This is a genomic window from Mucilaginibacter flavus (genome assembly GCF_030409315.1).
In the GTDB taxonomy this organism is placed as follows: domain Bacteria; phylum Bacteroidota; class Bacteroidia; order Sphingobacteriales; family Sphingobacteriaceae; genus Mucilaginibacter; species Mucilaginibacter flavus.
The window spans coordinates 36467-57662 of sequence record NZ_JAUFPS010000093.1 but is presented as its reverse complement, the minus strand read 5'-3'; the positions used below and the strand labels follow the sequence as shown (position 1 = coordinate 57662).

The 21196-nt window shown below is 40.2% G+C and carries 21 protein-coding genes; 14 read left to right on the top strand and 7 right to left on the bottom strand.

What is annotated here, in order from left to right:
- Positions 1-35: 35 nt before the first annotated feature.
- The 3 genes from QWZ17_RS26770 to QWZ17_RS26760 all read right to left on the bottom strand — a co-directional run bounded on the left by QWZ17_RS26770 (position 36) and on the right by QWZ17_RS26760 (position 1422).
- On the bottom strand, positions 36-470 hold the full coding sequence (locus tag QWZ17_RS26770; RefSeq protein WP_290308412.1) for an OsmC family protein: 435 nt from the start codon (positions 468-470) through the stop codon (positions 36-38).
- A 96-nt stretch (positions 471-566) separates the two neighbouring features.
- Positions 567-983 carry a DUF3052 domain-containing protein gene (locus tag QWZ17_RS26765; RefSeq protein WP_290308411.1) on the bottom strand — a complete coding sequence of 139 codons (417 nt, stop codon included), beginning with the start codon at positions 981-983 and terminating at the stop codon, positions 567-569.
- Between the two features lies 1 nt (position 984).
- A complete protein-coding gene (locus tag QWZ17_RS26760; RefSeq protein ID WP_290308410.1) occupies positions 985-1422 on the bottom strand; it encodes a DinB family protein in 438 nt (145 codons plus the stop codon).
- A gap of 82 nt (positions 1423-1504) precedes the next feature.
- Here QWZ17_RS26760 and QWZ17_RS26755 point away from each other — a divergent pair, with 82 nt between their 5' ends.
- The 13 genes from QWZ17_RS26755 to QWZ17_RS26695 all read left to right on the top strand — a co-directional run bounded on the left by QWZ17_RS26755 (position 1505) and on the right by QWZ17_RS26695 (position 15863).
- On the top strand, positions 1505-2743 hold the full coding sequence (locus QWZ17_RS26755) for a nucleoside recognition domain-containing protein (RefSeq protein WP_290308409.1): 1239 nt from the start codon (positions 1505-1507) through the stop codon (positions 2741-2743).
- A 155-nt stretch (positions 2744-2898) separates the two neighbouring features.
- Complete coding sequence (locus QWZ17_RS26750; RefSeq protein ID WP_290308408.1) at positions 2899-3345, top strand: hypothetical protein; 447 nt, start codon at positions 2899-2901, stop codon at positions 3343-3345.
- A 165-nt stretch (positions 3346-3510) separates the two neighbouring features.
- The gene (locus QWZ17_RS26745) at positions 3511-4143 is read left to right on the top strand and encodes an RNA polymerase sigma factor (protein ID WP_290308407.1); all 633 of its coding nucleotides are present in this window, start codon (positions 3511-3513) and stop codon (positions 4141-4143) included.
- Positions 4140-5480 (top strand): hypothetical protein, encoded by a 1341-nt coding sequence (locus QWZ17_RS26740; protein WP_290308406.1) that lies wholly within the window; start codon positions 4140-4142, stop codon positions 5478-5480. Before QWZ17_RS26745 ends, QWZ17_RS26740 begins: the two co-directional genes overlap by 4 nt.
- A gap of 169 nt (positions 5481-5649) precedes the next feature.
- On the top strand, positions 5650-6477 hold the full coding sequence (locus QWZ17_RS26735; protein ID WP_290308405.1) for a glycosyltransferase family 2 protein: 828 nt from the start codon (positions 5650-5652) through the stop codon (positions 6475-6477).
- A 15-nt stretch (positions 6478-6492) separates the two neighbouring features.
- Positions 6493-7908: an oligosaccharide flippase family protein gene (locus tag QWZ17_RS26730; RefSeq protein ID WP_290308404.1), complete on the top strand. Its 1416-nt coding sequence runs from the start codon at positions 6493-6495 to the stop codon at positions 7906-7908.
- A 279-nt stretch (positions 7909-8187) separates the two neighbouring features.
- Positions 8188-9645 carry a hypothetical protein gene (locus QWZ17_RS26725; protein ID WP_290308403.1) on the top strand — a complete coding sequence of 486 codons (1458 nt, stop codon included), beginning with the start codon at positions 8188-8190 and terminating at the stop codon, positions 9643-9645.
- The gene (locus QWZ17_RS26720; protein WP_290308402.1) at positions 9635-10606 is read left to right on the top strand and encodes a glycosyltransferase family 2 protein; all 972 of its coding nucleotides are present in this window, start codon (positions 9635-9637) and stop codon (positions 10604-10606) included. Before QWZ17_RS26725 ends, QWZ17_RS26720 begins: the two co-directional genes overlap by 11 nt.
- A complete protein-coding gene (locus QWZ17_RS26715; RefSeq protein ID WP_290308401.1) occupies positions 10599-11672 on the top strand; it encodes a glycosyltransferase family 4 protein in 1074 nt (357 codons plus the stop codon). The genes QWZ17_RS26720 and QWZ17_RS26715 overlap by 8 nt, the downstream gene beginning before the upstream one ends.
- Position 11673: 1 nt before the next feature.
- A complete protein-coding gene (locus QWZ17_RS26710; RefSeq protein WP_290308400.1) occupies positions 11674-12807 on the top strand; it encodes a DUF1972 domain-containing protein in 1134 nt (377 codons plus the stop codon).
- Positions 12779-14095, top strand: a complete 1317-nt coding sequence (locus QWZ17_RS26705; RefSeq protein ID WP_290308399.1) for an O-antigen ligase family protein — start codon at positions 12779-12781, stop codon at positions 14093-14095. Before QWZ17_RS26710 ends, QWZ17_RS26705 begins: the two co-directional genes overlap by 29 nt.
- Before the next feature lie 5 nt (positions 14096-14100).
- Positions 14101-15066 carry a hypothetical protein gene (locus QWZ17_RS26700; RefSeq protein ID WP_290308398.1) on the top strand — a complete coding sequence of 322 codons (966 nt, stop codon included), beginning with the start codon at positions 14101-14103 and terminating at the stop codon, positions 15064-15066.
- Positions 15067-15173: 107 nt separating this feature from the next.
- Positions 15174-15863: an HAD family hydrolase gene (locus tag QWZ17_RS26695; protein WP_290308397.1), complete on the top strand. Its 690-nt coding sequence runs from the start codon at positions 15174-15176 to the stop codon at positions 15861-15863.
- 18 nt (positions 15864-15881) lie between these two features.
- Here QWZ17_RS26695 and QWZ17_RS26690 read toward each other — a convergent pair whose 3' ends face one another.
- Positions 15882-16391 carry a GNAT family N-acetyltransferase gene (locus QWZ17_RS26690; protein ID WP_290308396.1) on the bottom strand — a complete coding sequence of 170 codons (510 nt, stop codon included), beginning with the start codon at positions 16389-16391 and terminating at the stop codon, positions 15882-15884.
- Between the two features lie 62 nt (positions 16392-16453).
- Positions 16454-17356, bottom strand: coding sequence for an AraC family transcriptional regulator (locus QWZ17_RS26685; RefSeq protein WP_290308395.1), 903 nt, complete (start codon positions 17354-17356; stop codon positions 16454-16456).
- A gap of 350 nt (positions 17357-17706) precedes the next feature.
- Between QWZ17_RS26685 and QWZ17_RS26680 the strand changes: the two genes are divergently transcribed.
- Positions 17707-18114: a DUF6855 family protein gene (locus QWZ17_RS26680; RefSeq protein ID WP_290308394.1), complete on the top strand. Its 408-nt coding sequence runs from the start codon at positions 17707-17709 to the stop codon at positions 18112-18114.
- Between the two features lie 51 nt (positions 18115-18165).
- On the opposite strand, the gene QWZ17_RS26675 is transcribed toward QWZ17_RS26680, so the two are convergent.
- Both QWZ17_RS26675 and QWZ17_RS26670 read right to left on the bottom strand, forming a co-directional pair.
- Entirely contained in the window at positions 18166-19209 is a 1044-nt protein-coding gene (locus QWZ17_RS26675) for a class I fructose-bisphosphate aldolase (protein ID WP_290308393.1), read from the bottom strand.
- Between the two features lie 258 nt (positions 19210-19467).
- Positions 19468-21195: a CocE/NonD family hydrolase gene (locus QWZ17_RS26670; protein WP_290308392.1), complete on the bottom strand. Its 1728-nt coding sequence runs from the start codon at positions 21193-21195 to the stop codon at positions 19468-19470.
- Position 21196: the final 1 nt, after the last annotated feature.

Genomic DNA, 21196 nt, shown 5'->3' with positions numbered 1-21196 from the left:
ATCGCCTCTTGTTGTTTATTTAATTTACGAAATGCTTATACGCTCACAGCCGGATGTACAAACACTTTTGATTTGATATCGGCACCGGCTTTACCTAAAGTTGCGGCTACCGAACAGTATTTATTTAACGAAAGCTCAACCGCGCGCGCAGCTTTATCTTCATCGATATCCCCGTATAAATGAAACTCGATATCTATATCCTGCCAAAGTGAAGGCTCTTTCCCGGCTTCGCGTTCGCCATTTACCACCATTTTATAGTCTTTAACATCCTGGCGCTGCTTTTTTAAAATGCTGATCACATCAATGGCAGAGCAACCCGCCAACCCCATTAAAAGCATTTGCATAGGACGGATGCCGAAATCCTGGCCGCCACTTTCGGGACTGCTATCCATTTTTACAGTGTGACCATTGGCATCTACAGCCTCAAAGCCGAAATCGCCACTCACACGTTTAAGTTCTATCGTAGACATAGTATTGTAGTTTATAATAATGCTAAGTTAAGTATAAATTTAAGCTTACCGAAGTTTGCATACCATTGTTTACGCTGGTATTACCAAAAAAGTTTTTCAGGTTCTCGCGGCCCGGTCTTTAACAGGGATCACCAATTTTAAGCCAGACCATGTTTCATCAACGGCGCAAACCTTAATATCAACCAGGCCAATTTCAAGCGCGAAGTTTCTGATAATATCCTCTGTAATATCGGTTGTAACTTTTGAAGCCTTTTTGGGCCAGGAAACCCATATGGAGCCATTCGCTTTTATTTGCTGCATTAAATGAGGTAAAGTAGCTAAAAACTCAAGGCGTTGCTTTGTAAAAAAATGAATGATATCCTTTTTTACGGAGTCGTCGGTCACAAAATAGACATCAGCAGGCATGTCTGTAAATAATTGCAGGTAATAATCAGGCGCGTTAACCAATGTTATTATCGACGCATTTTTAATACCCAGCTTTTTTGCCAGTGGAGTTCCCGAATATCCAGCCATTTTACTTGATTTGTTTTAGGTGATGCAACAGATGTTCAACATAATCATTAGCCAACCATTCTACGGTTTGTAAATTGGGTTCGGTTTTTCCGTTGTCGCAACGCGCCATCAATCTATCGGCCGGGTAATTTTCCCAAACCCGAATGATTTGACGATTTACCAGTATCCAAAGATCAAGTAGCTCCTTAATGGCAACATGCCGGTATTGTTGCACCGCTACATAAGCATCCTGCTCATATACCAGTTTAAAATTCTCTTCGTAAGTGCATCGTACAAAACGCAGCAGATTAATGTGCGCGCTATCAATCAAATGCCCTATAATTTGCTTGTTTGACCATTTACCGGCCGATGATTGGTATTCCCAGTCAATTTTTTCGGCATCGGTTTGCAAAAAATCTGTAATTACTTTATTGAGCAGCAGGGATGTTGCGGTCATCATTTAAAAGTTAAATAAGTATTTAAAGATTGGAATTTCATATTAAAAACCAAAACCGTTAACTTCAAAGCCTTAAACATAGCTAATGGCCCTTAATTACATCTGGATAGCATTTTTTTTGATCGCTTTTGTAGTCGCTCTTATTAAGCTCATTTTCTTTGGCGACGTTGAAGCGTTTAAATTGCTGGTTGATGGCATTTTTAATTCATCCAAATCATCAGTGATGGATATAGCGCTGCCATTGGTTGGAGCCATGGCGTTTTGGCTGGGCATTTTAAATATAGGCGAAAAAGCCGGAGCAATTAACTTTCTATCGCGTATTGTAGGTCCGTTTTTTAGCCGTCTGTTTCCCGAGGTGCCTAAAAAACACCCTGCCATAGGCCAAATGCTCATGAATTTTTCTGCAAATCTTTTAGGGCTGGATAACGCCGCTACCCCACTTGGTTTAAAGGCGATGAGCAGCCTTCAGGAGCTTAACCCCGATAAAGAAAATGCATCCAACGCGCAAATTATGTTCCTGGTGCTGCATACCTCGGGGCTGCAAATGCTACCGGTCACTATTATAGCCCAACGCGCTATTTTGAATGCCAAAGACCCTGCCGATATATTTTTACCCTGCGTTATAGCTACTTACGTAGCCACCGTTGTAGGTTTACTTGTTGTTGCCTTAAAGCAGCGTATTAATCTTTTTGATAGGGTAATTATTTCCTGGCTGGGTGGTGTTACTGCTTTTATTACACTCGTGGTATGGTATTTCACTACTCATTTAACAAAAACAGAAATTGGTACGGTTTCAAAAGTGGTGAGTAACTTTTTACTATATGCTATACCGGTAATATTTATAATCGGTGGCCTGGTAAAAAAAATCAATGTATTTGATGTTTTTGTTGAAGGTGCTAAAGCAGGTTTTGAAACTTCGGTTAAAATTATCCCCTACCTGGTTGCCATGCTGGTTGGTATCAGTGTTTTCCGTAGCTGTGGCGCTTTAGATTATATGAATGAAGGGTTGCGTTGGGTTTGTACCAAGGCAAGCCTGGATACCCGCTTTGTAGATGCTATGCCGGTGGCCTATATGAAACCATTAAGTGGCTCTGGTTCAAAGGCAATGATGATTGATGTGATGAAAAATTTTGGGCCGGATAGTTTTGCCGGTCGGTTGGGCAGTATATTCAATGGATCGGCCGATACCACATTTTATATAGTCGCCTTGTACTTTGGCACCGTTGGCATCAAAAAATCCCGTTATGCAATACCCGCGGGCTTAATTGCCGATGCTGCAGGTATTGTAGCAGCTATCTTCGTAGCTTACTTATTTTTTGGATAGTTAATAACCCTCCGCCTAAGTTTATGCTTTTTGCTTCTTAAGAGAGTGCTCTTTTTTTGAAACTATTTTACCCGGTTTTTCGTCTAAAGGCAACGATAAAATTATGCGTTTTTAATTTGCATCGGTTATATTTATACGTTATTTAACCAGAGTAGATGGAGAAGATCTATCCCAAAACCAAACCAACTCAATCCTATTTAAACGACAAACAGCACAAGAGAAAAACAGCCATGGCGGGTGTTTGGATATTGGTTGTTGCTGGCCTTGTTTTTATAATGGTGATCGTAAAATTTGCTACTTCAAGTGGCAAATCAGATTCATTTTCGCTTAGTTCTTTCCCCGGCAGCGATGATGCTTATCAAATAGCCAAACAGTACGTATCCCCCACCTTAAAATCAAAAAGATTGATATTCTCGGAAGACCATTATCAATTCGCCAAAAAAGCTGACTCGGTATTTGTCATCAAATCTTCCGTTACTTCGGTTGATGCTAAGGGCGAAAAGACCAGGACAAACTTCCAGATCACCTTAAAATATAATGGCGGCCCAAAGGGAGTACAGGATAATTGGACAATGATCAATTTAGATCAGGACAATAACTAACATCAATACTTTTAGCGTTTTTTTGTATCTTTTAGCAATTATTGATTTGAAGCCCCACGATGTTTAAATTTCTTCAAAAAAAATAATTACCTGAGGCAACCTTTAACAATAGTTTATCGTGTTAGGTGCAGATAAGGAATAAAACTGGCATACTAACCCGCCTATATGGGAGAAGCAGAACTACAGCAATTAATTGCAGGCTGTTTAAATCATAGCCGAAAAGACCAAAAAATGCTTTACAAGGCATTTTACGGCTTTGCTATGAGTATATGTTTGCGCTACGCCGGCAATAGGTATGAAGCTTCCGAGATCATGAACCAGGGCTTTTTGAAGGTTTTTACCAACCTGCAAAAATATGATACCAGCAGACCATTCATAGCCTGGGTTGGCCGTATTATGATGAATACCTCTGTTGATTATTACCGCAGCAACTTAAAGCTTTCACTTAATGACGACCTTGACGCTGCCGAAGACATTGGTCATAATGAGCTGCCGGATCAAAAATTAAAATACGACGACCTTATTGCTATGGTGCAACAATTACCCAACGCCTACCGCACGGTGTTTAATTTGTTTGCCATTGAGGGCTTTTCGCATGAGGAGATAGCAGAAAAATTAAATATCAGCACAGGTACATCAAAATCGAACCTGTTTAAAGCGAGGGAAAAATTAAAGAACATGGTAATCAATTCCGGGCGACTGCCGGATACAAGCGCCGGGAACGCGCAGCATACTATTGTAGCAATAGGTGCTATCAGCATAAGCATGTCGGTTTTGATTGAATTAATAATGAAATGAAAGAGAAGAGCGAAAATAAGTTGGATCAATTATTCAGGGACGGGATATCCGGCGCTGAAGATCATATTGCTTTTCGGGAGGAGGATTGGGCGTCAATGGAACAACTGCTGGATAAAAAATCCGATAGAAAAGCAGGTGTGTTTCGCATTATGTACTACGCTGCGGGCATTGCAGCTTTGCTTTTGCTTGCAATAGGCTTATACTTTTTCGGCAACGGCGATAAAAACAACCAGGTTAAAAATAATTTACAGAGCAAAAACGGTAAAAATCACCCTACTAACATTACCGCGCAGCCAGGCGAGTCTAATCCATCGTCGCACAATCAATTACCAGTGCAGGCAGATAGCAGTGTGAGTAACGCGACAAACAATGGGCAACAACAGTTACAGGCATCGTCGGCAACAAATGGCCTGGCCAAAGCGCATCATCAGGTAAATGGCATGGGGCATCGTCCTGGTACTACAACCGCTCCGTTGCAGGGTGTTAATAATAACCCAGTGGTGAATGGCTCTGATAAACTGGCTATCAATAATTCATTGGGTAATAAATTACAGCCTTTAAGTGCTAATGTTGATACAATTACCGACCATACGCCTAAAAGGACTGATAACACCTCAAACAAGATACAAAATAACATAGCTGGCAATACCGCGCCACCAGATACTGCAACAACAGACAAACTTACAACCCAGGAGCGCAAGCAAATGTTGGCGGTTAAAACATCGGCTATTAAAAACAGGCCTCAATTTTCCATTACTGTGCTGGCGGCTTCTGATGCTAACGCGGTGAGCAACTTTGGACATAGCCAAACAGGTACCAACTACGGGTTACAACTTTCTTTAAAGCTTACCAGAAAACTTACCGTAAGCACAGGCGCAGCTTATGCCATAAAACCATATTCAACCGGGTTAAACGGGTATTCGCCGGCTTATGCGCCTCCTTCATTTACTACCAATATTCAGGCTAACTGTAAAGTACTTGATATTCCCTTGAACCTAAGCTACCAGGTTTATTCAAAAGGCAATAATGCCCTGTCATTAGGGTCTGGCCTTTCATCTTATTTTATGTTGAAGGAGAATTACCGGTATGACTATTCAGCAGAAAGCGGTTTAGATCCAAAATATATCGAAATCAGAAACCAAAACAAGCACCTGTTTGGTGTGCTTAACGTTAATGCCAACTATCAGCGCAAAATTGATTCAAGATTCAGTATTGTAGTACAACCTTACCTTAAACTGCCGCTTACAGGTATTGGTAATGGTAAGGTTGACCTGAAATCAACCGGTATAGCTTTGGGCGTAAACTGGAATATTGGATCAGCTTTCGGAGCAAAATAATTATTGGGGTTTACTATTTATAAAGATGAGGTGCTGTAACAGGCACCTTTTTTATTTATAGGGCCGGGCGTACTTTTTAATAACCGGGGGCAACCCTTTACCCCAACCAAACGATATATTGATAGGTACCCCTTATAACAACACCCGGTACTCTTAAATATTTAGTAGTATGATACCCATATCCGTTGTTTTAATTACCAAAAATGAAGCAGCGATACTTTCGCAAAGCATACCCTTGCTAAAACAAATTAGCGATGATATCATCATTATTGATAACGATAGTACAGATGAAACAATTGCCATTGCCAAAGCCTACGGGTGCAGGGTGTATCAAAAAAACTGGAGCGGTTACGGTGCCAACAAAAACAAAGGCATTCAACTGGCCAGGTATGACTGGATATTAAGTGTTGACGGCGACGAAGTACCCGATTTAACTTTAATAAAATCACTTCAATTATTTGACAACAAAGACGATAACCAAGTTTATGACATTGCTTTTAAACCTTATTTAGGCGATAAACTTATCCGCTTTGGTAATTGGGGACGCGATCATCATATCCGTTTATTTAACCGCGCACTTGTACGCTGGACGGAAACACCAGTACACGAAACGCTGATATTACCCCAACAGGTTACAGTAAAAAAAATAGCCGGGTACCTGCATCACTATTCGGCACGGAATAAGCAGGAGCTTGAAACCAAAATAATTCACTATGCTAAGCTTAGCGCGGTAAAATATCTGGAAAATGGCAAAAATGCCAATTTTATAAAAATGAAGCTGGCTCCGGTTTTTCACTTCATAAAATCTTATATTTTTTTGTTAGGCTTTTTAGATGGCCGGGCGGGCTTTATAATTGCTAAAATGGCTTTTAAAAATACGTGGTTAAAATATCATTATCTTAGTAAGGCCACTCAATCTGTTAAAAATAAACAAGTATATCAGCATGATTTACCGGTTATGGTATATAAATTTAACGCTGATGCGCAGGTTGAATAAACCAGTATCTTGTTTATGAAAAAAAAACTTGCCCATAACCTATCGGCAAACACAATTCAACTGGTAATTAACCATTTGTTTGGCGTGCTTATTTTTTACGTTCTTTCGGTAGGTTTAGATAAAAACACATTTGGGGAATTAAACCTGGCCCTGGCTGTACCCCTTGCTGCATTTAACATCCTTTCCTTTGGGATTGATCAGGTTGTAATAAAAAAAGTAGCCGAAGGCTGCGATATTAAAAACATCTTATCTCTTTATGCCTTCCATGTAATTTTAACAGGCCTACTATTTTTTTTGGTACTGTTATTTGCCCGATTGGCGCTATCTGATGTAAATCAACTCTCGCGGTTAGTTTTGTTGATCGGTATCGGTAAGCTAATGATTTTTTTTTCGACACCTTTAAAACAGGTTACCAGCGGACTGGAAAGATTCAAGCTACTCTCTTACATGTTGATAGTATCTAACATAGTACGCGGGGTTTGTTTGGCCTTACTGGCTCTGTTTCATGTTTTGACTATTCAAAATATCACCTGGATTTTTATAGCTGGCGATACTTTAGAATTGCTTACCTGTATTATTCTTTTTAAGCGCTATGTTGGCGTGGCCATAATACCGCGATGGAATAAACCGGCGTACTTTCAATTGCTCAAACAATCCTTACCGCAGGTTGGCGTTGTACTTATAACATCCGCCTTAGCCCGGTTTGATTGGTTGTTTATCGGTTTTATGGTATCAGCAATAAAACTGGCCGAATATAGCTTTGCGTATAAGATTTTTGAAATTTCAACATTGCCCTTACTTGCTATTGCTCCCATCCTTATTCCCCGTTTTACCCGCCTGTTTAAAGGCGACGATTATAAACAGGTTGACCTCAAGTTATTACTAAGATTTGAGATTATTATTGCAGCACTAACCGGTTTATTGTTAAACGTATGCTGGAATCCAATTATTGATTTACTTACCCATGGCAAATATGGTGCTGTTAACAGCAATGTGATATTAATATTGTCGTTCTGCCTGCCTTTTATGTATTTGAACAATTTTTACTGGACGATTTTTTTTGTGCAAAATCAGCTAAAAATGATATTCCGTTCCTTTGTGCTCACTTTTACAATAAATGTAATTGGTGATATTGTACTTATACCGTTTTTTAAAAACGAAGGAGCTGCAATTGCCTTTTTACTGGCTTGCTTTGTGCAGGCATTTTTTTACGCTTCAAAAAATAAACATAAAGAATTAAACAACATTACTTTAACTGTAGCTACCTGTATAGCTGGTGCGGTAACAAGCGGCTTTTTAACAAGACTTCTTATTCATAATATATATTTATCTGTCCTCTGCGCCGTAATTTTCTACTTTGTTTTTTTACTGATCACCGCCCAAATAAAACTCGGCGATCGTAAAGGGCTGCTTAACCTTCTTAATTGGTAAAATAGCATTGCTTTAGCTATTACACAGGCAACCAATCCGTTTTTCAGGTCGTAATGATTATAAAGAAAACCCCGGATAATGTTGACCACTAAGGCCGTTTTTTATTATAACAAGATCAAAAACAAGGTAGATTTAAAGCTCCTCACTTTTTTGATTTTGTTTTTAAATGTAAAGCTGGAAATAAAGATTCCTGTTATTGTTCTTTTTACGCTTGTTCAATTCAATTTCAAATTTGGGTTTAGCTTAAAAAACTCACGGCTACCTCTTTTTTATCCGTTAATGATTGTTATAGCGGCTTTTAACTGGCTTATTAGCAGTAATTATGCGAATATCAATTATTCTTTACTTGTATTGGCAGGCCTCGCTTTTTGGGGATTATGCATATTGGCTGTGCACCAGGTAAAACTCGCTGTTGACAGAAATGAACCTGCGGTTATACACCAAACAATCCTTGCTTTTTTTGTTATAAATGCCGTTTTCTCATTCGGTAATCTGTTCCTGATTTTTTTAGAAACACATGCTATAAACCCATATACGTACCAGGGACAGTTACAGAAATACTTCATCGGCACGGGCGATTATGTACGAGGTATCACCTTTGATATATCGACAACTAATGCCCTGCTAAATGGTTTTGGGGTTATCTATTTTCTTACCCGCAAAAATGCACCGATGCTGTTTGTGTGTATGGCAACGCTCCTGCTCACCGGTAGCAATTTCTTAAACCTTGTAGTGGTATCTATATTACTGTTGCTGTTTGCTTTTAAAACCAACAAATATCAAAAAAGCCTGGTTGTAATTTGCCTTGTTTTCCTTGCCGTTTTTATGGCTAAAATATCTCCACAAAACAATAAGTATACAAGCGAGACTATAGCTCACCTGTTTCATAAAGAGCTTTACCCTAATAAACCACTCCCGGCAACAAATCTTCTGCCCTTAACTTACCGACCAGATAGCATTCTAAACCCCGAGGAACGTAGACAAAAGAAAGCGCAGATTTTTATTGATAGCATTTACGTAGTTAATCATCCTAAAAACCTGATCATAAACAAGGCTACTGATATTTATAAAACAGAGTCGGGACATATAGAGATAAAAGGCGATGATATTAACTCCGCGCCGTTCCAAAGCAGCACAGAAACACCTGCTGAACAAAAGCCGCTGATAAGTTTTATCAGCCTTCATAAACAGGAGCTACCAATTTCTGGTACATCTAATGATGTACCAGAAATACCGGGTAAACTTATGGGCTTTATGCAAACAGCTACTTTTTTAAAACAGCACTTAGGTAAACTGGCAACGGGCGCAGGCATGGGTAACTTTTCGTCCAAATTGGCCTTTCGTGCCACTGGGCTTGGATTCGCAGGCGGCTATCCGCACAAACTGGTTTATATAAATCATTCTTTTTTAGTGAACCATCTTGACCTGTACCTCAATTTTTTCAGCAAAAGATCCGGTTTTCACTCCCTTACCAATAGCCCGTTTTCTGTTTATGATCAGCTCCTTGCCGAATATGGGATTATTGGTCTATTGGTATTTGCAATTTATTACCTGGGCTTTTTTACCCGGCACCATAAAGTATTAACCTATGGGCTTCCAATTTTGCTGTTGATGCTGGCCGCTTTTTTTATAGAATACTGGTTTGAGCAATTATCGGTAATGATATTTTTTGAATTGCTGCTGCTGCTTGATATCAAAGAACACCAAACATTAAAACCGTTGTCAAATGAATTTTAAAATTCCACAAATAACGGTTTTGATGCCCGCTTATAACGCGGGTAAATATATAGGCGACGCGATCAGGTCGGTATTAAACCAAACATTTACAGATTTTGAGTTACTGATTGTAAATGATGGATCTATGGATGATACCGTTGACGTAATCAGATCCTTCAACGACCCTCGGATTGTACTGCTATACCAAACTAATAAAGGGGTAGCAGCAACACTTAATAAGGGCTTACTATACGCACGGGCACGCTACATAGCTCGTTTTGATGCCGACGATATTTGCCACGCCGAGCGACTTGAATTGCAGTATGAATTTATGCTTGCTAATCCGGAGTATAGCATTATTGGTTCGGCGGCAGATTACGTTGATATGAACGGGCATTTTTTATTTACCCATAAACCACCAGCTTTTACCAATAACGAGATTCAGTTACTTAAGTACACCGTTTGCCCGTTTATACATTCATCGGTGTTTTATAAACGAAACGTAATTATTGATAGAGGAGGTTACAATGAACATGCCTATACCTACGAAGATCACTTTTTGTGGGTTAATATCCTGAAGGACCAAAAGGCCTGCAACTTATCGCTCCCCCTTATAAAGGTCAGGCTTAACCCTGAGTCAATTACCATTGATGAAAAATGGCGACCACGCAAGTTTAGGGATATTAAGTATGCCACACTTAAAAGCAAAACTATCAGTCAAACAGAGAGCGATCTTTTGGTAGAAATTGGTGAAAAACAATATTCTGATAAAATTAAAAAAGGCTCCTATTATGCATTGTGCGGTAAAAAACTGTTGCTTAACAACTTTCAGCCGCAAAAAGCACGAATGCACGTATCTAAAGCCATTGGCATCTCCCCTTTTAGGCTTGATAATTATTTGCTTTATACCGTAAGTTTTTTCCCTCAACGGTTTATCAATTGGTTACATAAAACAATATCGGGAGGATCAGGCCATGATTAATGTAGCATTCATTACCCGGTCTACCTTATACACCGTTCCAGGCGGCGATACTGTACAGGCTGTGCAAACAGCCCGCCATCTTACTTTTATGGGTATCAGGGTTGAAATAAAACTGGCTAACGAAAATATCAACTATAAAAACTACGATCTGCTCCATTTTTTTAACCTGAGCCGTCCTGCTGATATCTTGTACCATAGCTATAAAGCCGACAAACCTTTTGTTGTATCAACCATTCTGTGTAATTACAGTGAGTACGACCAACAACACCGCCAGGGTTTAGGCAGGCTATTGAAGTATTTACCAAACGACGGCGTTGAATATGTTAAAACAATGGCCAGATACCTGCTTGGGCGCGACAGCCTGGCCAGTTTAGCCTATACATGGACCGGGCAGCGCAAAAGTATCCTTGATATTTTAAGTCGTGCGGCTATGATCCTGCCAAATTCACAATCAGAATACCAACGGGTGCTTAATAACTATCCTGGCGAGGTAAAGCACATGGTTGTACCTAATGGCACAGATCAGCATCTTTTTGTTTATGATAAGCAGGTTATCAAGGACGATAAACTGGTGATTTGCGCGGCACGAATAGAAGGGATAAAAAATCAGCTCAACTTAATACGGGCTTTAAATAACACTGGCTACCGATTATTGTTGATTGGTACATACGCTCCTAATCAACTTGCTTACTACCAGGAATGCCGACGGATAGCTGCAAGTAATATCATTTTTATTGATCAAATGCCCCAGCAAGAATTGGTAAAATACTATGCCCGCGCAAAAGTTCATGTATTGCCAAGTTGGTTTGAAACCACCGGCCTTAGCTCAATAGAAGCTGCCCTGATGGGTTGCAACATTGTGATAAGCGATAAAGGCGATGTGCGCGAATATTTTGGCGATGATGCTTTTTACTGCCACCCTTCATCGGCACAAAGTATTTTTTCCGCAATTGAAAAAGCGAGCCGGGCACCTGTTAACGAGCAATTACAAAGCCGGATTTTACAAAAGTATACCTGGAAACAGGCTGCTACAGAAACCTTAAAAGCATATCAATCCGTACTATAATATGAAATTACGCATAGCGATATTAGGAATAAGGGGTATTCCCAACTACTACGGAGGGTTTGAGCATATATCCGAATATGTATCTGCCGGCCTGGTAAAACGCGGACATTCGGTAACCGTTTATAACTCGCACAATCATCCCTACCAACAGGATAGCTGGAACGGTGTAGAAATAAGGCATTGTTATGATCCCGAATACATGATAGGCACTGCAGGTCAGTTTGTTTATGATATGAATTGCCTTTTAGACGCCCGTAAACGCAATTATGACGTGGTTTTAATTATGGGTTATACCAGCAGTTCGGTTTGGGGCCAGCTTTACCCTAAAAACAGCACCATAATAACCAATATGGATGGTATGGAGTGGAAAAGATCCAAATACTCCAGGCCGGTACAGAAATTTTTAAAATATGCCGAAAAACTCGCGGTTCAATACAGCCATTATTACGTATCCGACTCAAAGGTGATTAAAACCTATCTGAAGGATAAGTATAAGATAAACAGCGCGTATATTCCTTATGGAGCAGATATCTTTACCGACTTAGAACGCGAACAATTTGATCCGGAGCAAGCCCTCAAAGAAGATTATTTTTTGCTGATGGCGCGCATGGAACCCGAGAATAACATCGAGGCTATTTTAGAAGGATTTAACCAAAGTAATTCAAACAAAAATTTCAAAGTTTTGGGTGATACCAGCAACCGATTCGGCAAGTTTATCACCAATAAATTTGCCAACGATGGACGCATCCAGTTTAAGGGGGCTATTTTTGATACGCCTAAAGTTCGCTCACTGCAAAATAACTCTTACCTATATTTTCATGGTCATAGTGTGGGCGGTACCAATCCATCATTGTTAGAGGCTATGGCCAGCGAAGCACTCATTGCCGCTCATAATAATCCTTTCAATAAATCGGTGTTAAATACCGACGCTTTTTATTTTTCAAATGCCGCGGAGGTAACGCAATTGGTTGAAAACGTGCAAAGGAAAGACCCCGAAAAAAACATGGTATTAAACAACCTTCATAAAATACAATACCAGTTTAACTGGGAGCGGGTAATTGATCAGTATGAGGAGTTTATTGTTGAAAGCTACAAGCATAAAAATTATGAAACAATTATTGCAGATCAACGATAATAACATCAATAAGATTAGTTATTTCCACATCATGCTGCTTATGGCAAGCATGCCTTTTGATAGGTTTTATAGTCATATCATACTGATTAGCTTTATTCTGCATACGCTCATCAATATCAGGAAGGAAAAACTCAGGCTGATGTTTAATATCAAAACGCTTGTTATACAGAGCGTGTTTTTTGTTTCGGTAATAGCCACTTTATATACAACATACCGGCCGGGTGCGTTTGGCGAGCTGGGTTTGCGGGTGCCGGTATTGTTGTTTCCTTTGGTGTTTTTATTTAATGATCTCGATTTAAAAAAGTACAGGCCAAAACTGTTACTAACTTTTTCATTTGTATGTACAGCTACTATCGTTTACTTGTATGCAAACGCTGCAATTGCTATCCGATATTATCATCTGCCGTTCAAAACGCTTTTTTCGCCGGCGTTTACTAATCATAATTTCTCGGCGCCGATTGATATGCATGCCACGTTCTTTTCGCTTCAACTGGTAATCGCGCTATCATATTTACTTACGCTTTTGTTTAAGCCTTTAACATACGCCACAAAAGCTTTTTATAGTTTTTGTATCTGCATATTACTTTTAGGGCTTGTTCAACTGAGTTCTAAATCTATATTGATTGTATTGTTTCTGCTGGTTAACATTGTTGTTCCATATTGTTTATTGCTTGGCAAAAACAAAATAAGGTTCGCTTTAGTGGCGTTACTTTTATCATGCATCGCGTTTACAGTGATATTAAATGTTTCGTCTTTTAAAGAACGCTATTTAACAAGTTTAAAAGACGATCTATCTAAAGCTACCCCGGGCGAAAGCACAGACTCGCGCTGGGCGCGCTGGCATGTTGTTGCCGATTTAATAAAGCAAAAACCGTTGGTTGGTCATGGCTCCGGTTCCGAAATCCCGCTCTTACAGGATGGGTTTTATAATGCCCATATGTACCATTCTTTTCTTGTGGGCTTAAACTCACACAATCAGTACCTCAGTTTTTTAGTTAAATCCGGCATATGGGGATTACTTATCTATCTGCTAACGCTTGGCTATGGATTAAAGATATCGCTCAAAACAAAGGACCTTGTATTTATTAGTTTTATGATGTTGGTAGTGATAGTATCTCTATCAGAAAACATGCTCGATGCCGACAAAGGTGTTATGTTTTACAGCCTGTTCTTTTCTTTTTTTCTGCTAACAAATAATACCGAAATAAAGAAACCAATAGAAGCAAACAAAGAATCCGAATATTTAAGTAAGGTGGCAACCAACAGTTTAGTAGTTACGTCATACTAATAAACATGCAGATCAGGTCTGTTTTTATTCAACATTTAACCATCAATAAAGTGGCAGAAATTAAAAAAAATATATTAGCTACCCTGGCCTATTTTGATGCGTTTAATTACCCATTAACCCGCGAAGAGGTTTGCCTGTTTTTAACCGCAAAATACGACCGCCTTTGTTTTGATGAAGCGATGGCCTGCTTAACACGCGACAGACTAATATTTCGTTTTGATAAGTTTTACAGCTTAAAAAACGACCAATATCTGGTACAACGCCGTGTCAAGGGCAACCAAAAAGCGTTTGAAATGATCAAAACGGCGCGCAAGGTTGGTAATTTGCTTATTAAGTTCCCTTATGTACGTGGTATAGCCATTTCTGGCTCCCTGTCAAAACATTATGCGGATGATAACTCAGATATCGACCTGTTTATTATTACGGCCGCAGATCGCCTCTGGATAGCGCGTACGTTTATGCACGGCCTAAAGAAGCTAACCTTTCTGCTCAACAAGCAACACTGCTTTTGCATGAATTACTACATCGACGAACAGCAGCTTGAAATTGCCGAAAAAAATATTTACACCGCTACCGAGGTGGTAACACTGATACCCATACAAGGCGATACCACCTTTACAGATTTTTTTACTGCCAATGCCTGGACCCGTAGCTTTTTGCCCAACCATGTTATGCGGGTATCGTCTGCTAAATCGTTACAAAATGGGCTTTTCAAAAACGCGATGGAATATTTGCTAAATAATAGATTGGGTAATTATTTGGATAATATGTTTATGAAAATAACGGCGGCCAGGTGGGATGAAAAAACAAGATCAAAAAAGTTGAATGACCACGGTTTTGTATTAGCACTTACTGCCGCCAAGCACCACGCCAAGCCCGATCCCAAAAACTTTCAACTTAACCTTATCAACAGGTTTGAGCATAAGGTTGCCCAGCTTTTAGAAGAAAACGAACACAGTGTGGCTAACTGAACGCTGTAATATCAGTAATCTTTTGCAACACTTAAAAACAGCTTCGGCTTTTTAAATGGGATATTTAAAGGGGTATTTGTTATTATTGCAATACGCTATTATAAACCATGAATTTAAAAGTTATCGCTTTTGATGCCGATGATACCCTTTGGGTAAATGAGCCCTATTTTCAGAATACCGAAAAAAAATTTTGTAGCCTGCTGGAAGATTTTTTGCCCAAGCATGATATTTCCAAAGAGCTTTTTAAAGTAGAAGTTGATAACCTGGCGCTTTATGGCTATGGCATAAAGGGTTATATCCTGAGCATGATAGAGGCCGCTATCACCATCTCTGATAAAAAGATTGGCATTGATACCATTGATATCATACTACAATATGGCCGGGAAATGCTGAATGAACCCATTGAGCTTTTGGATGGGGTTGAACATGTACTGTCAACCCTTAAAAACAATTTCAGATTGGTGGTTGCCACTAAGGGTGATTTGCTTGACCAGGAACGCAAGCTAAAAAAATCGGGCCTGTCGCATTATTTCCATCACATCGAAATTATGAGCGATAAAAAGGAAGATGATTATATTAAACTGATCAAACACCTTGATATTAAGCCCGAAGAGTTTATGATGGTGGGTAATTCCCTTAAATCGGATGTGATGCCGGTTTTAAATATTGGCGGTCATGCTATTCACGTACCATTTCATACTACATGGGCACATGAGCATGTAGAAACCAGTCTTACTCATCAAAATTTTAAACAGGCCGACAAGCTCACTGATATTTTACCATCCATTTTGGAATGAAAAAAATTCAGACCCGATTTAAATTGATTTCTCCATAACAATAAGCTCTATTAACGCTTTAGGCTCACCAAACCGGCCATGGTCATGAAATGGCTGAATCTCGCCGGTGAAAGTATATCCGCGACGTTCATACCAACTTATTAATTCTGTACGGCTACGAATAACCGTCATGCTGATGATGTGTAGCCCCAATTGTTTGGCCACCACTTCGGCCTCCTCAATTAACGCCCGGCCTACTCCCCCGTTTTGTAACGTTGGCGAAACGCTAAACATGCCAAGGTATAAGCGATCTCCCTTCACTTCCAGGTAAACTGTGCCAATTATTTTCCCTTCATCATTAACATATTTCAGTATGGTTATGGCATCGTTATTCAGATACTCCATAAGCATAGGCTCATCAATGCGAATGCCGTCTATCAGGTCGCTTTCTGTTGTCCAGCCTTTTTTTGAACCTTCGCCGCGGTAAGCGCTGTTAATTAAAATATTAAGCTCGGGTACATCGGCAAGGGTAGCTTTAGTTATTGGCATATACATTAAGTTTTTGGGAGGGCAAACTTAATGTTTTAGCACGTTAAAATAAAAAGATTATACTAAGCAGATGCTTTAATATTTAACCTGTATTGCTCTGGCGATGAACCGATATACTTTTTAAAAATGCGCGAAAAATAATAAGGGTCATCATAACCCAAATCGGTGGCTACATCCCTTATTTTACTGATATTGCCGTATAATAGCTGGCAGGCCTTTTGCATTTTTATATGGATGAAATAATCAATAGGTGGCATGCCAGTAGCCTTGCGAAACAAGGTTGAGAAATGTGACACCGATAGATTATGACTTGAAGCCATTGCTTCAACAGTTAGTTTTTTATTGATGTTATCGCGCATATTATTGATGGTTTTAGCTATAATATCGCCATCATCTGCCCGACCGCTTTGAATATTTTTTTGCGGAAACAAAAACGTAGCAATTAAATGATACAGGCAAAAACTGGCATTGCACATGTTTTCTATACTGTAGCCCTTTTCAAGTGTTTGGTAAATAAACTGCCATATCTCCAATGCTTTTTCATTAAAGGGAATAAGCACCGGGCCGTTGGTAATGCCCAGGTTAAGCGCCTGGTTAAAGCCACTAATACCACTACCTGTGTAATGAACCCAATAAATAGTCCACGGATCATCCTTATCGGCCCAATAACGCATATACTTATCTGTAGCTGGTATAATGATATATTGGTTGCTGTTCACCTCGTAACGTTTATCATCCAATATATAATGTCCCTTGCCCTGTAAACAATAAATAAGGATATTATCCGAACACCCCTTGCGGCGTTCGCGGTAGTGAAAACCCGCTTTTGGAAAATATCCTATCTGGGTGATGTAAACAGAAAACAATGCCGGCTCATTCTTTTTTACATCCTCCAGCACTTTTAGCGGAACGGTTATTAATTTTTCGCCAATAAAGCCATCTCGTTTTTTAAAGCTGTTACTCATGAAAATTATAATTGGTTTTACAAGTGCATAAACACAAAACAAACATTTTGCCTCATATATGTAATGCTATGTTAGATAAAGAAAGGCTTAAAAACAATTAATTACGGGCTATTGCACATGGTACATATCATTATGCCAAAATCACATATCTTTAAAATAAAGTACAGCAGTATAATCCATCATTTGCAAATATTAACCTATTATGGTATTTAATTACCCTATTTAAAACAACTCAATTGAAGCCCTAAAAAACAACAATTAATGATGGCGTAATTGAAAAGCGCGTATATTTAATTATCACTAATTAAAACCAATTATTTATTTTCAGCATAACAGTACCTAACCATCAAATGAAAGCACAGATTGGCACAAAAGAGAGCCCCTTGGCGTTAAAAACACCACCCCTATCATCAGACTATACCATGCATGCCGATGTGAAGGATGGTAAAGAAATTTTAGTTTGTACAGTTGGCAAAACGGTACTGCATTATGATTACCGCTGCCTTGCAGATTTGCATGCCATGTTAAAAACCCATGGCGGCTGGATGGACCTTGGTAGTGCTGATGAACAAAAGCCGGCAAAGGACGGCACCGTTGAAGCCTGGGGACGGGCAGAAACCAATCCGGTTGGCGGTTGGTATGGTCTTAAGAAAGGCTTGCGCGGGCGCTTTGGCATGTATATTCCCCCTTTGATGGAAGCATTGGGATTGGCAGAGGTTACCCACGAGCCAAAAGGAAATAAAATGAGGGCAATTTAGCTATTGAACTTAATGCCGAAACTGCATCCCAGTTTCGGCATTAAGTATAAATTAGTCCTGGAATTTGTAACCGGCACTTTCCATTTCGGCCGTGTATTTGCCTAATTTAGCGGCGCTATTACATGCTGCTCTGTGTAGCAAGGCCTGCTGAGCCTCAACAATGTTTTCGTCTTTACCTTTCCATATTTCTAAAGCGGGTTGCTGCACGGCTCTTGAGTACGAAAAAGTAAGCGCCCATGGCATTACATCACCAAATTGCACGTGCATCTGGTTTAACCTTTCCGAAGCTAATTCGGCCGGCTGACCGCCCGATAGAAAAGCGATTCCCGGCACGGTTGCAGGCACCGTTCTTAAAAAGCATTTTATAGTAGCCTCCGCAACCTGGCTTGCCGAAGGTTTTTCAGCGCTATCCTCGCCGGGTAATACCATATTCGGTTTCAGGATCATGCCTTCCAGATCAACACGGTGCTGGTATAAGGCATTGAATACCGCATGCAGCACTTCGGTTGTTACTTCGGTACACTTTTCAAGCGAGTGACTACCATCCATTACAACTTCGGGCTCAACAATGGGTACCAAACCGGCTTCCTGGCAAAACATGGCGTAACGGGCCAGTGTGTAAGCGTTTGCCTTGATGCATGTTGCCGAAGGAATTTCGGCACCGATGGTGATTACCGCCCTCCACTTGGCAAAGCGGGCGCCCATGTTGTAATATCCTTTAAGCCGTTCGCCCAAACCATCCAAACCTTCCGTTATTTTTTCGCCCGGGAAACCAACCATCGGTATGGCGCCTTCATCAACCTTTATACCGGGGATAATGCCGTTTCGCTGTAAAATATTTACAAATGGCGTACCATCATCCGCGTTTTGTTTAATGGTTTCATCAAAAAGGATGGCCCCGCTTATGTACCTGCCCAAGCCAGGCGTGTTTACAATCAGATCGCGGTACTTGCGGCGGTATTCCTCCGTTTGAGGAATGCCCACCTCTTCAAAACGTTTGTTACAGGTGTTTGTACTTTCGTCCATGGCCAGCAAGCCTTTGTTATCGCGCATTAGCTGTGCCGCAATTTCCTTTAATGTAGTGGTGGTGCTCATAAATACAATGGTTAAAACTTACAGCAACAACGCTGCTAATTGCCACTTGTTTTACGCGTTATAAATTCATGGCCCGGGGTTGACAAAAATGGACTTATAAACATTATTTATACTTTTTAAATTTTCATAAAAAGTGTTGCGTTCGCAACAGGAGAAACAAATAAAAAACCACATTCAATTAAATATCAATAATTTACGAATTGTCATACTTTGCAAATCGCTACAAAAGCGAAACAAAAAACGAAACAGCGTGGATAATTAAAATGAAACCGGCACCTCAATAAAACTGCTATTATACCACTTTACGCTAAGGGGTGTTTTAGCATCTGCAATGCTTTCGGTACTTACATCTTTACCGGTACCGTAGTTAATTTGACAAAAGCGATTTTTGTTTACATTGATCACCACCACCAACCTGCTTCCCTTTTGCAATTGCCTGCTTACTATTTTAGTATTGCTAAACGGCAACCCGATTATTTTGCCCGGCGGTAATAGTTTGCGATGAGCGATATCCCATGAATAGCTTGCCCGCCCAACAAAGTAAGTAAGTTCAAAGTATTCGCCATTGGGCATCATTTCATATAGCACTACGTTATAGTCAAAATCCCTTTTGTTGATAGCCGCGGTTAGCTTGCCTATAAAAGCTCCGTTTACAATCACCGGTTCTTTTAAACTATCACTTACAAAAGTAAACCCGTTACTGCTAATGTCTTTTTGAATAATGGGAAACGGATAGGCAAACGTATTCATGGTTTTACGATCGGCAAAATCAACCTCTTGTTCCAGGCAGGCAAGTTTGGCAGGCTTTTTTGACGACAACTTAAACTGACTATCTCCTTTAACATTACTGAGGTAAAGTTTAAGCATGCTTTGGTGCATTTTATCTAAGGATGGTGCATGATCCCAACGATTGGCACCCATCACTTCGTAATTGACCCTGTCCTTCAAAATAGAGGGCTTTTTACCGTTTTTCATGATATAATCAAACCATTCAAAAGTGATCTTTTTGGTATTGATGAGTGCCACCGAGTCAACCATGTAATCGCGCAAGTTGGCAACGCCGCCTTTTTGCGCCCCAAAATGATCATATGGTCCCAATACCAGGTAATAATCTGCTTTGGGATTGTATTTGGCTAACTGGCGTATGTAATATAAGCCAGATGTTTGCCCATCATCATAATAGCCATCAAATGCCAGTACGGGGATATTGATTTTAGCATACTCCCTGCCATATGGAATTGTGGACTGCCAGTAGCTATCAAAGCCGGGATGTTTTAACCAACGCTGCAGCCAGGGATTTGGCGTATGGTCAACGCTGTCAATTTTGTTATAGGCCGCGCCACTCTGATACCAGTTGTCTTGCAGGTTTTGCCAGCGTTGCCGGTTATTGTAGGTAACGGTATCCAGATATTTATTGTTGGTTACGTAAAACGCCCAGCCGTAATTGGCATTCAGGAACACATTGTTTTCCATAGGTAAACCCATACCCGGTATGGCCGAAACGTAGGGAACAATAGTTTTAAGCGCCGGATGAACTTTGTATTTAAGTGCTGCCCATTGCGCAAAGCCCGAGTAGCTGCCGCCATACATCCCCACTTTACCGTTGCTCCAGGCTTGTTTGCTTATCCAATCTATAACTTCATAAATATCTGTTGCATCATTTTCATAAGGCGCAACCTCATCCGGACTAAGCCGTTTGCCGCGCACATCGGCAACTACGCCTACATAGCCATGATCTGCAGAGTATTTCGCCTCGGCCAAACTCCGCTTTGTATCGGAGTAAATAAACACGAACAGGGCAGTTGGCTGCGGGCCGGTCATATCCCGCCTGCGTACCACTACCGCTGATAGCGTATGGCCCTGTGGCGTTTTAATAAATACGCTATCATTAATAATGTAAGTCTCCTTATCCGGCTGAGGCAAATTTTGGGCACAAAGCGTTACGCACCGGCTTATCATAGCCAGTAAAAGCAATATTTTTTTCATG

Bases quoted from the DNA above. Each gene is read 5' to 3' on its own strand.
- QWZ17_RS26770 (WP_290308412.1), bottom strand. From the start codon at position 470: ATGTCTACGATAGAACTTAAACGTGTGAGTGGCGATTTCGGCTTTGAG.
- QWZ17_RS26765 (WP_290308411.1), bottom strand. From the start codon at position 983: ATGGCTGGATATTCGGGAACTCCACTGGCAAAAAAGCTGGGTATTAAA.
- QWZ17_RS26760 (WP_290308410.1), bottom strand. From the start codon at position 1,422: ATGATGACCGCAACATCCCTGCTGCTCAATAAAGTAATTACAGATTTT.
- QWZ17_RS26755 (WP_290308409.1), top strand. From the start codon at position 1,505: ATGGCCCTTAATTACATCTGGATAGCATTTTTTTTGATCGCTTTTGTA.
- QWZ17_RS26750 (WP_290308408.1), top strand. From the start codon at position 2,899: ATGGAGAAGATCTATCCCAAAACCAAACCAACTCAATCCTATTTAAAC.
- QWZ17_RS26745 (WP_290308407.1), top strand. From the start codon at position 3,511: ATGGGAGAAGCAGAACTACAGCAATTAATTGCAGGCTGTTTAAATCAT.
- QWZ17_RS26740 (WP_290308406.1), top strand. From the start codon at position 4,140: ATGAAAGAGAAGAGCGAAAATAAGTTGGATCAATTATTCAGGGACGGG.
- QWZ17_RS26735 (WP_290308405.1), top strand. From the start codon at position 5,650: ATGATACCCATATCCGTTGTTTTAATTACCAAAAATGAAGCAGCGATA.
- QWZ17_RS26730 (WP_290308404.1), top strand. From the start codon at position 6,493: ATGAAAAAAAAACTTGCCCATAACCTATCGGCAAACACAATTCAACTG.
- QWZ17_RS26725 (WP_290308403.1), top strand. From the start codon at position 8,188: ATGATTGTTATAGCGGCTTTTAACTGGCTTATTAGCAGTAATTATGCG.
- QWZ17_RS26720 (WP_290308402.1), top strand. From the start codon at position 9,635: ATGAATTTTAAAATTCCACAAATAACGGTTTTGATGCCCGCTTATAAC.
- QWZ17_RS26715 (WP_290308401.1), top strand. From the start codon at position 10,599: ATGATTAATGTAGCATTCATTACCCGGTCTACCTTATACACCGTTCCA.
- QWZ17_RS26710 (WP_290308400.1), top strand. From the start codon at position 11,674: ATGAAATTACGCATAGCGATATTAGGAATAAGGGGTATTCCCAACTAC.
- QWZ17_RS26705 (WP_290308399.1), top strand. From the start codon at position 12,779: ATGAAACAATTATTGCAGATCAACGATAATAACATCAATAAGATTAGT.
- QWZ17_RS26700 (WP_290308398.1), top strand. From the start codon at position 14,101: ATGCAGATCAGGTCTGTTTTTATTCAACATTTAACCATCAATAAAGTG.
- QWZ17_RS26695 (WP_290308397.1), top strand. From the start codon at position 15,174: ATGAATTTAAAAGTTATCGCTTTTGATGCCGATGATACCCTTTGGGTA.
- QWZ17_RS26690 (WP_290308396.1), bottom strand. From the start codon at position 16,391: ATGCCAATAACTAAAGCTACCCTTGCCGATGTACCCGAGCTTAATATT.
- QWZ17_RS26685 (WP_290308395.1), bottom strand. From the start codon at position 17,356: ATGAGTAACAGCTTTAAAAAACGAGATGGCTTTATTGGCGAAAAATTA.
- QWZ17_RS26680 (WP_290308394.1), top strand. From the start codon at position 17,707: ATGAAAGCACAGATTGGCACAAAAGAGAGCCCCTTGGCGTTAAAAACA.
- QWZ17_RS26675 (WP_290308393.1), bottom strand. From the start codon at position 19,209: ATGAGCACCACCACTACATTAAAGGAAATTGCGGCACAGCTAATGCGC.
- QWZ17_RS26670 (WP_290308392.1), bottom strand. From the start codon at position 21,195: ATGAAAAAAATATTGCTTTTACTGGCTATGATAAGCCGGTGCGTAACG.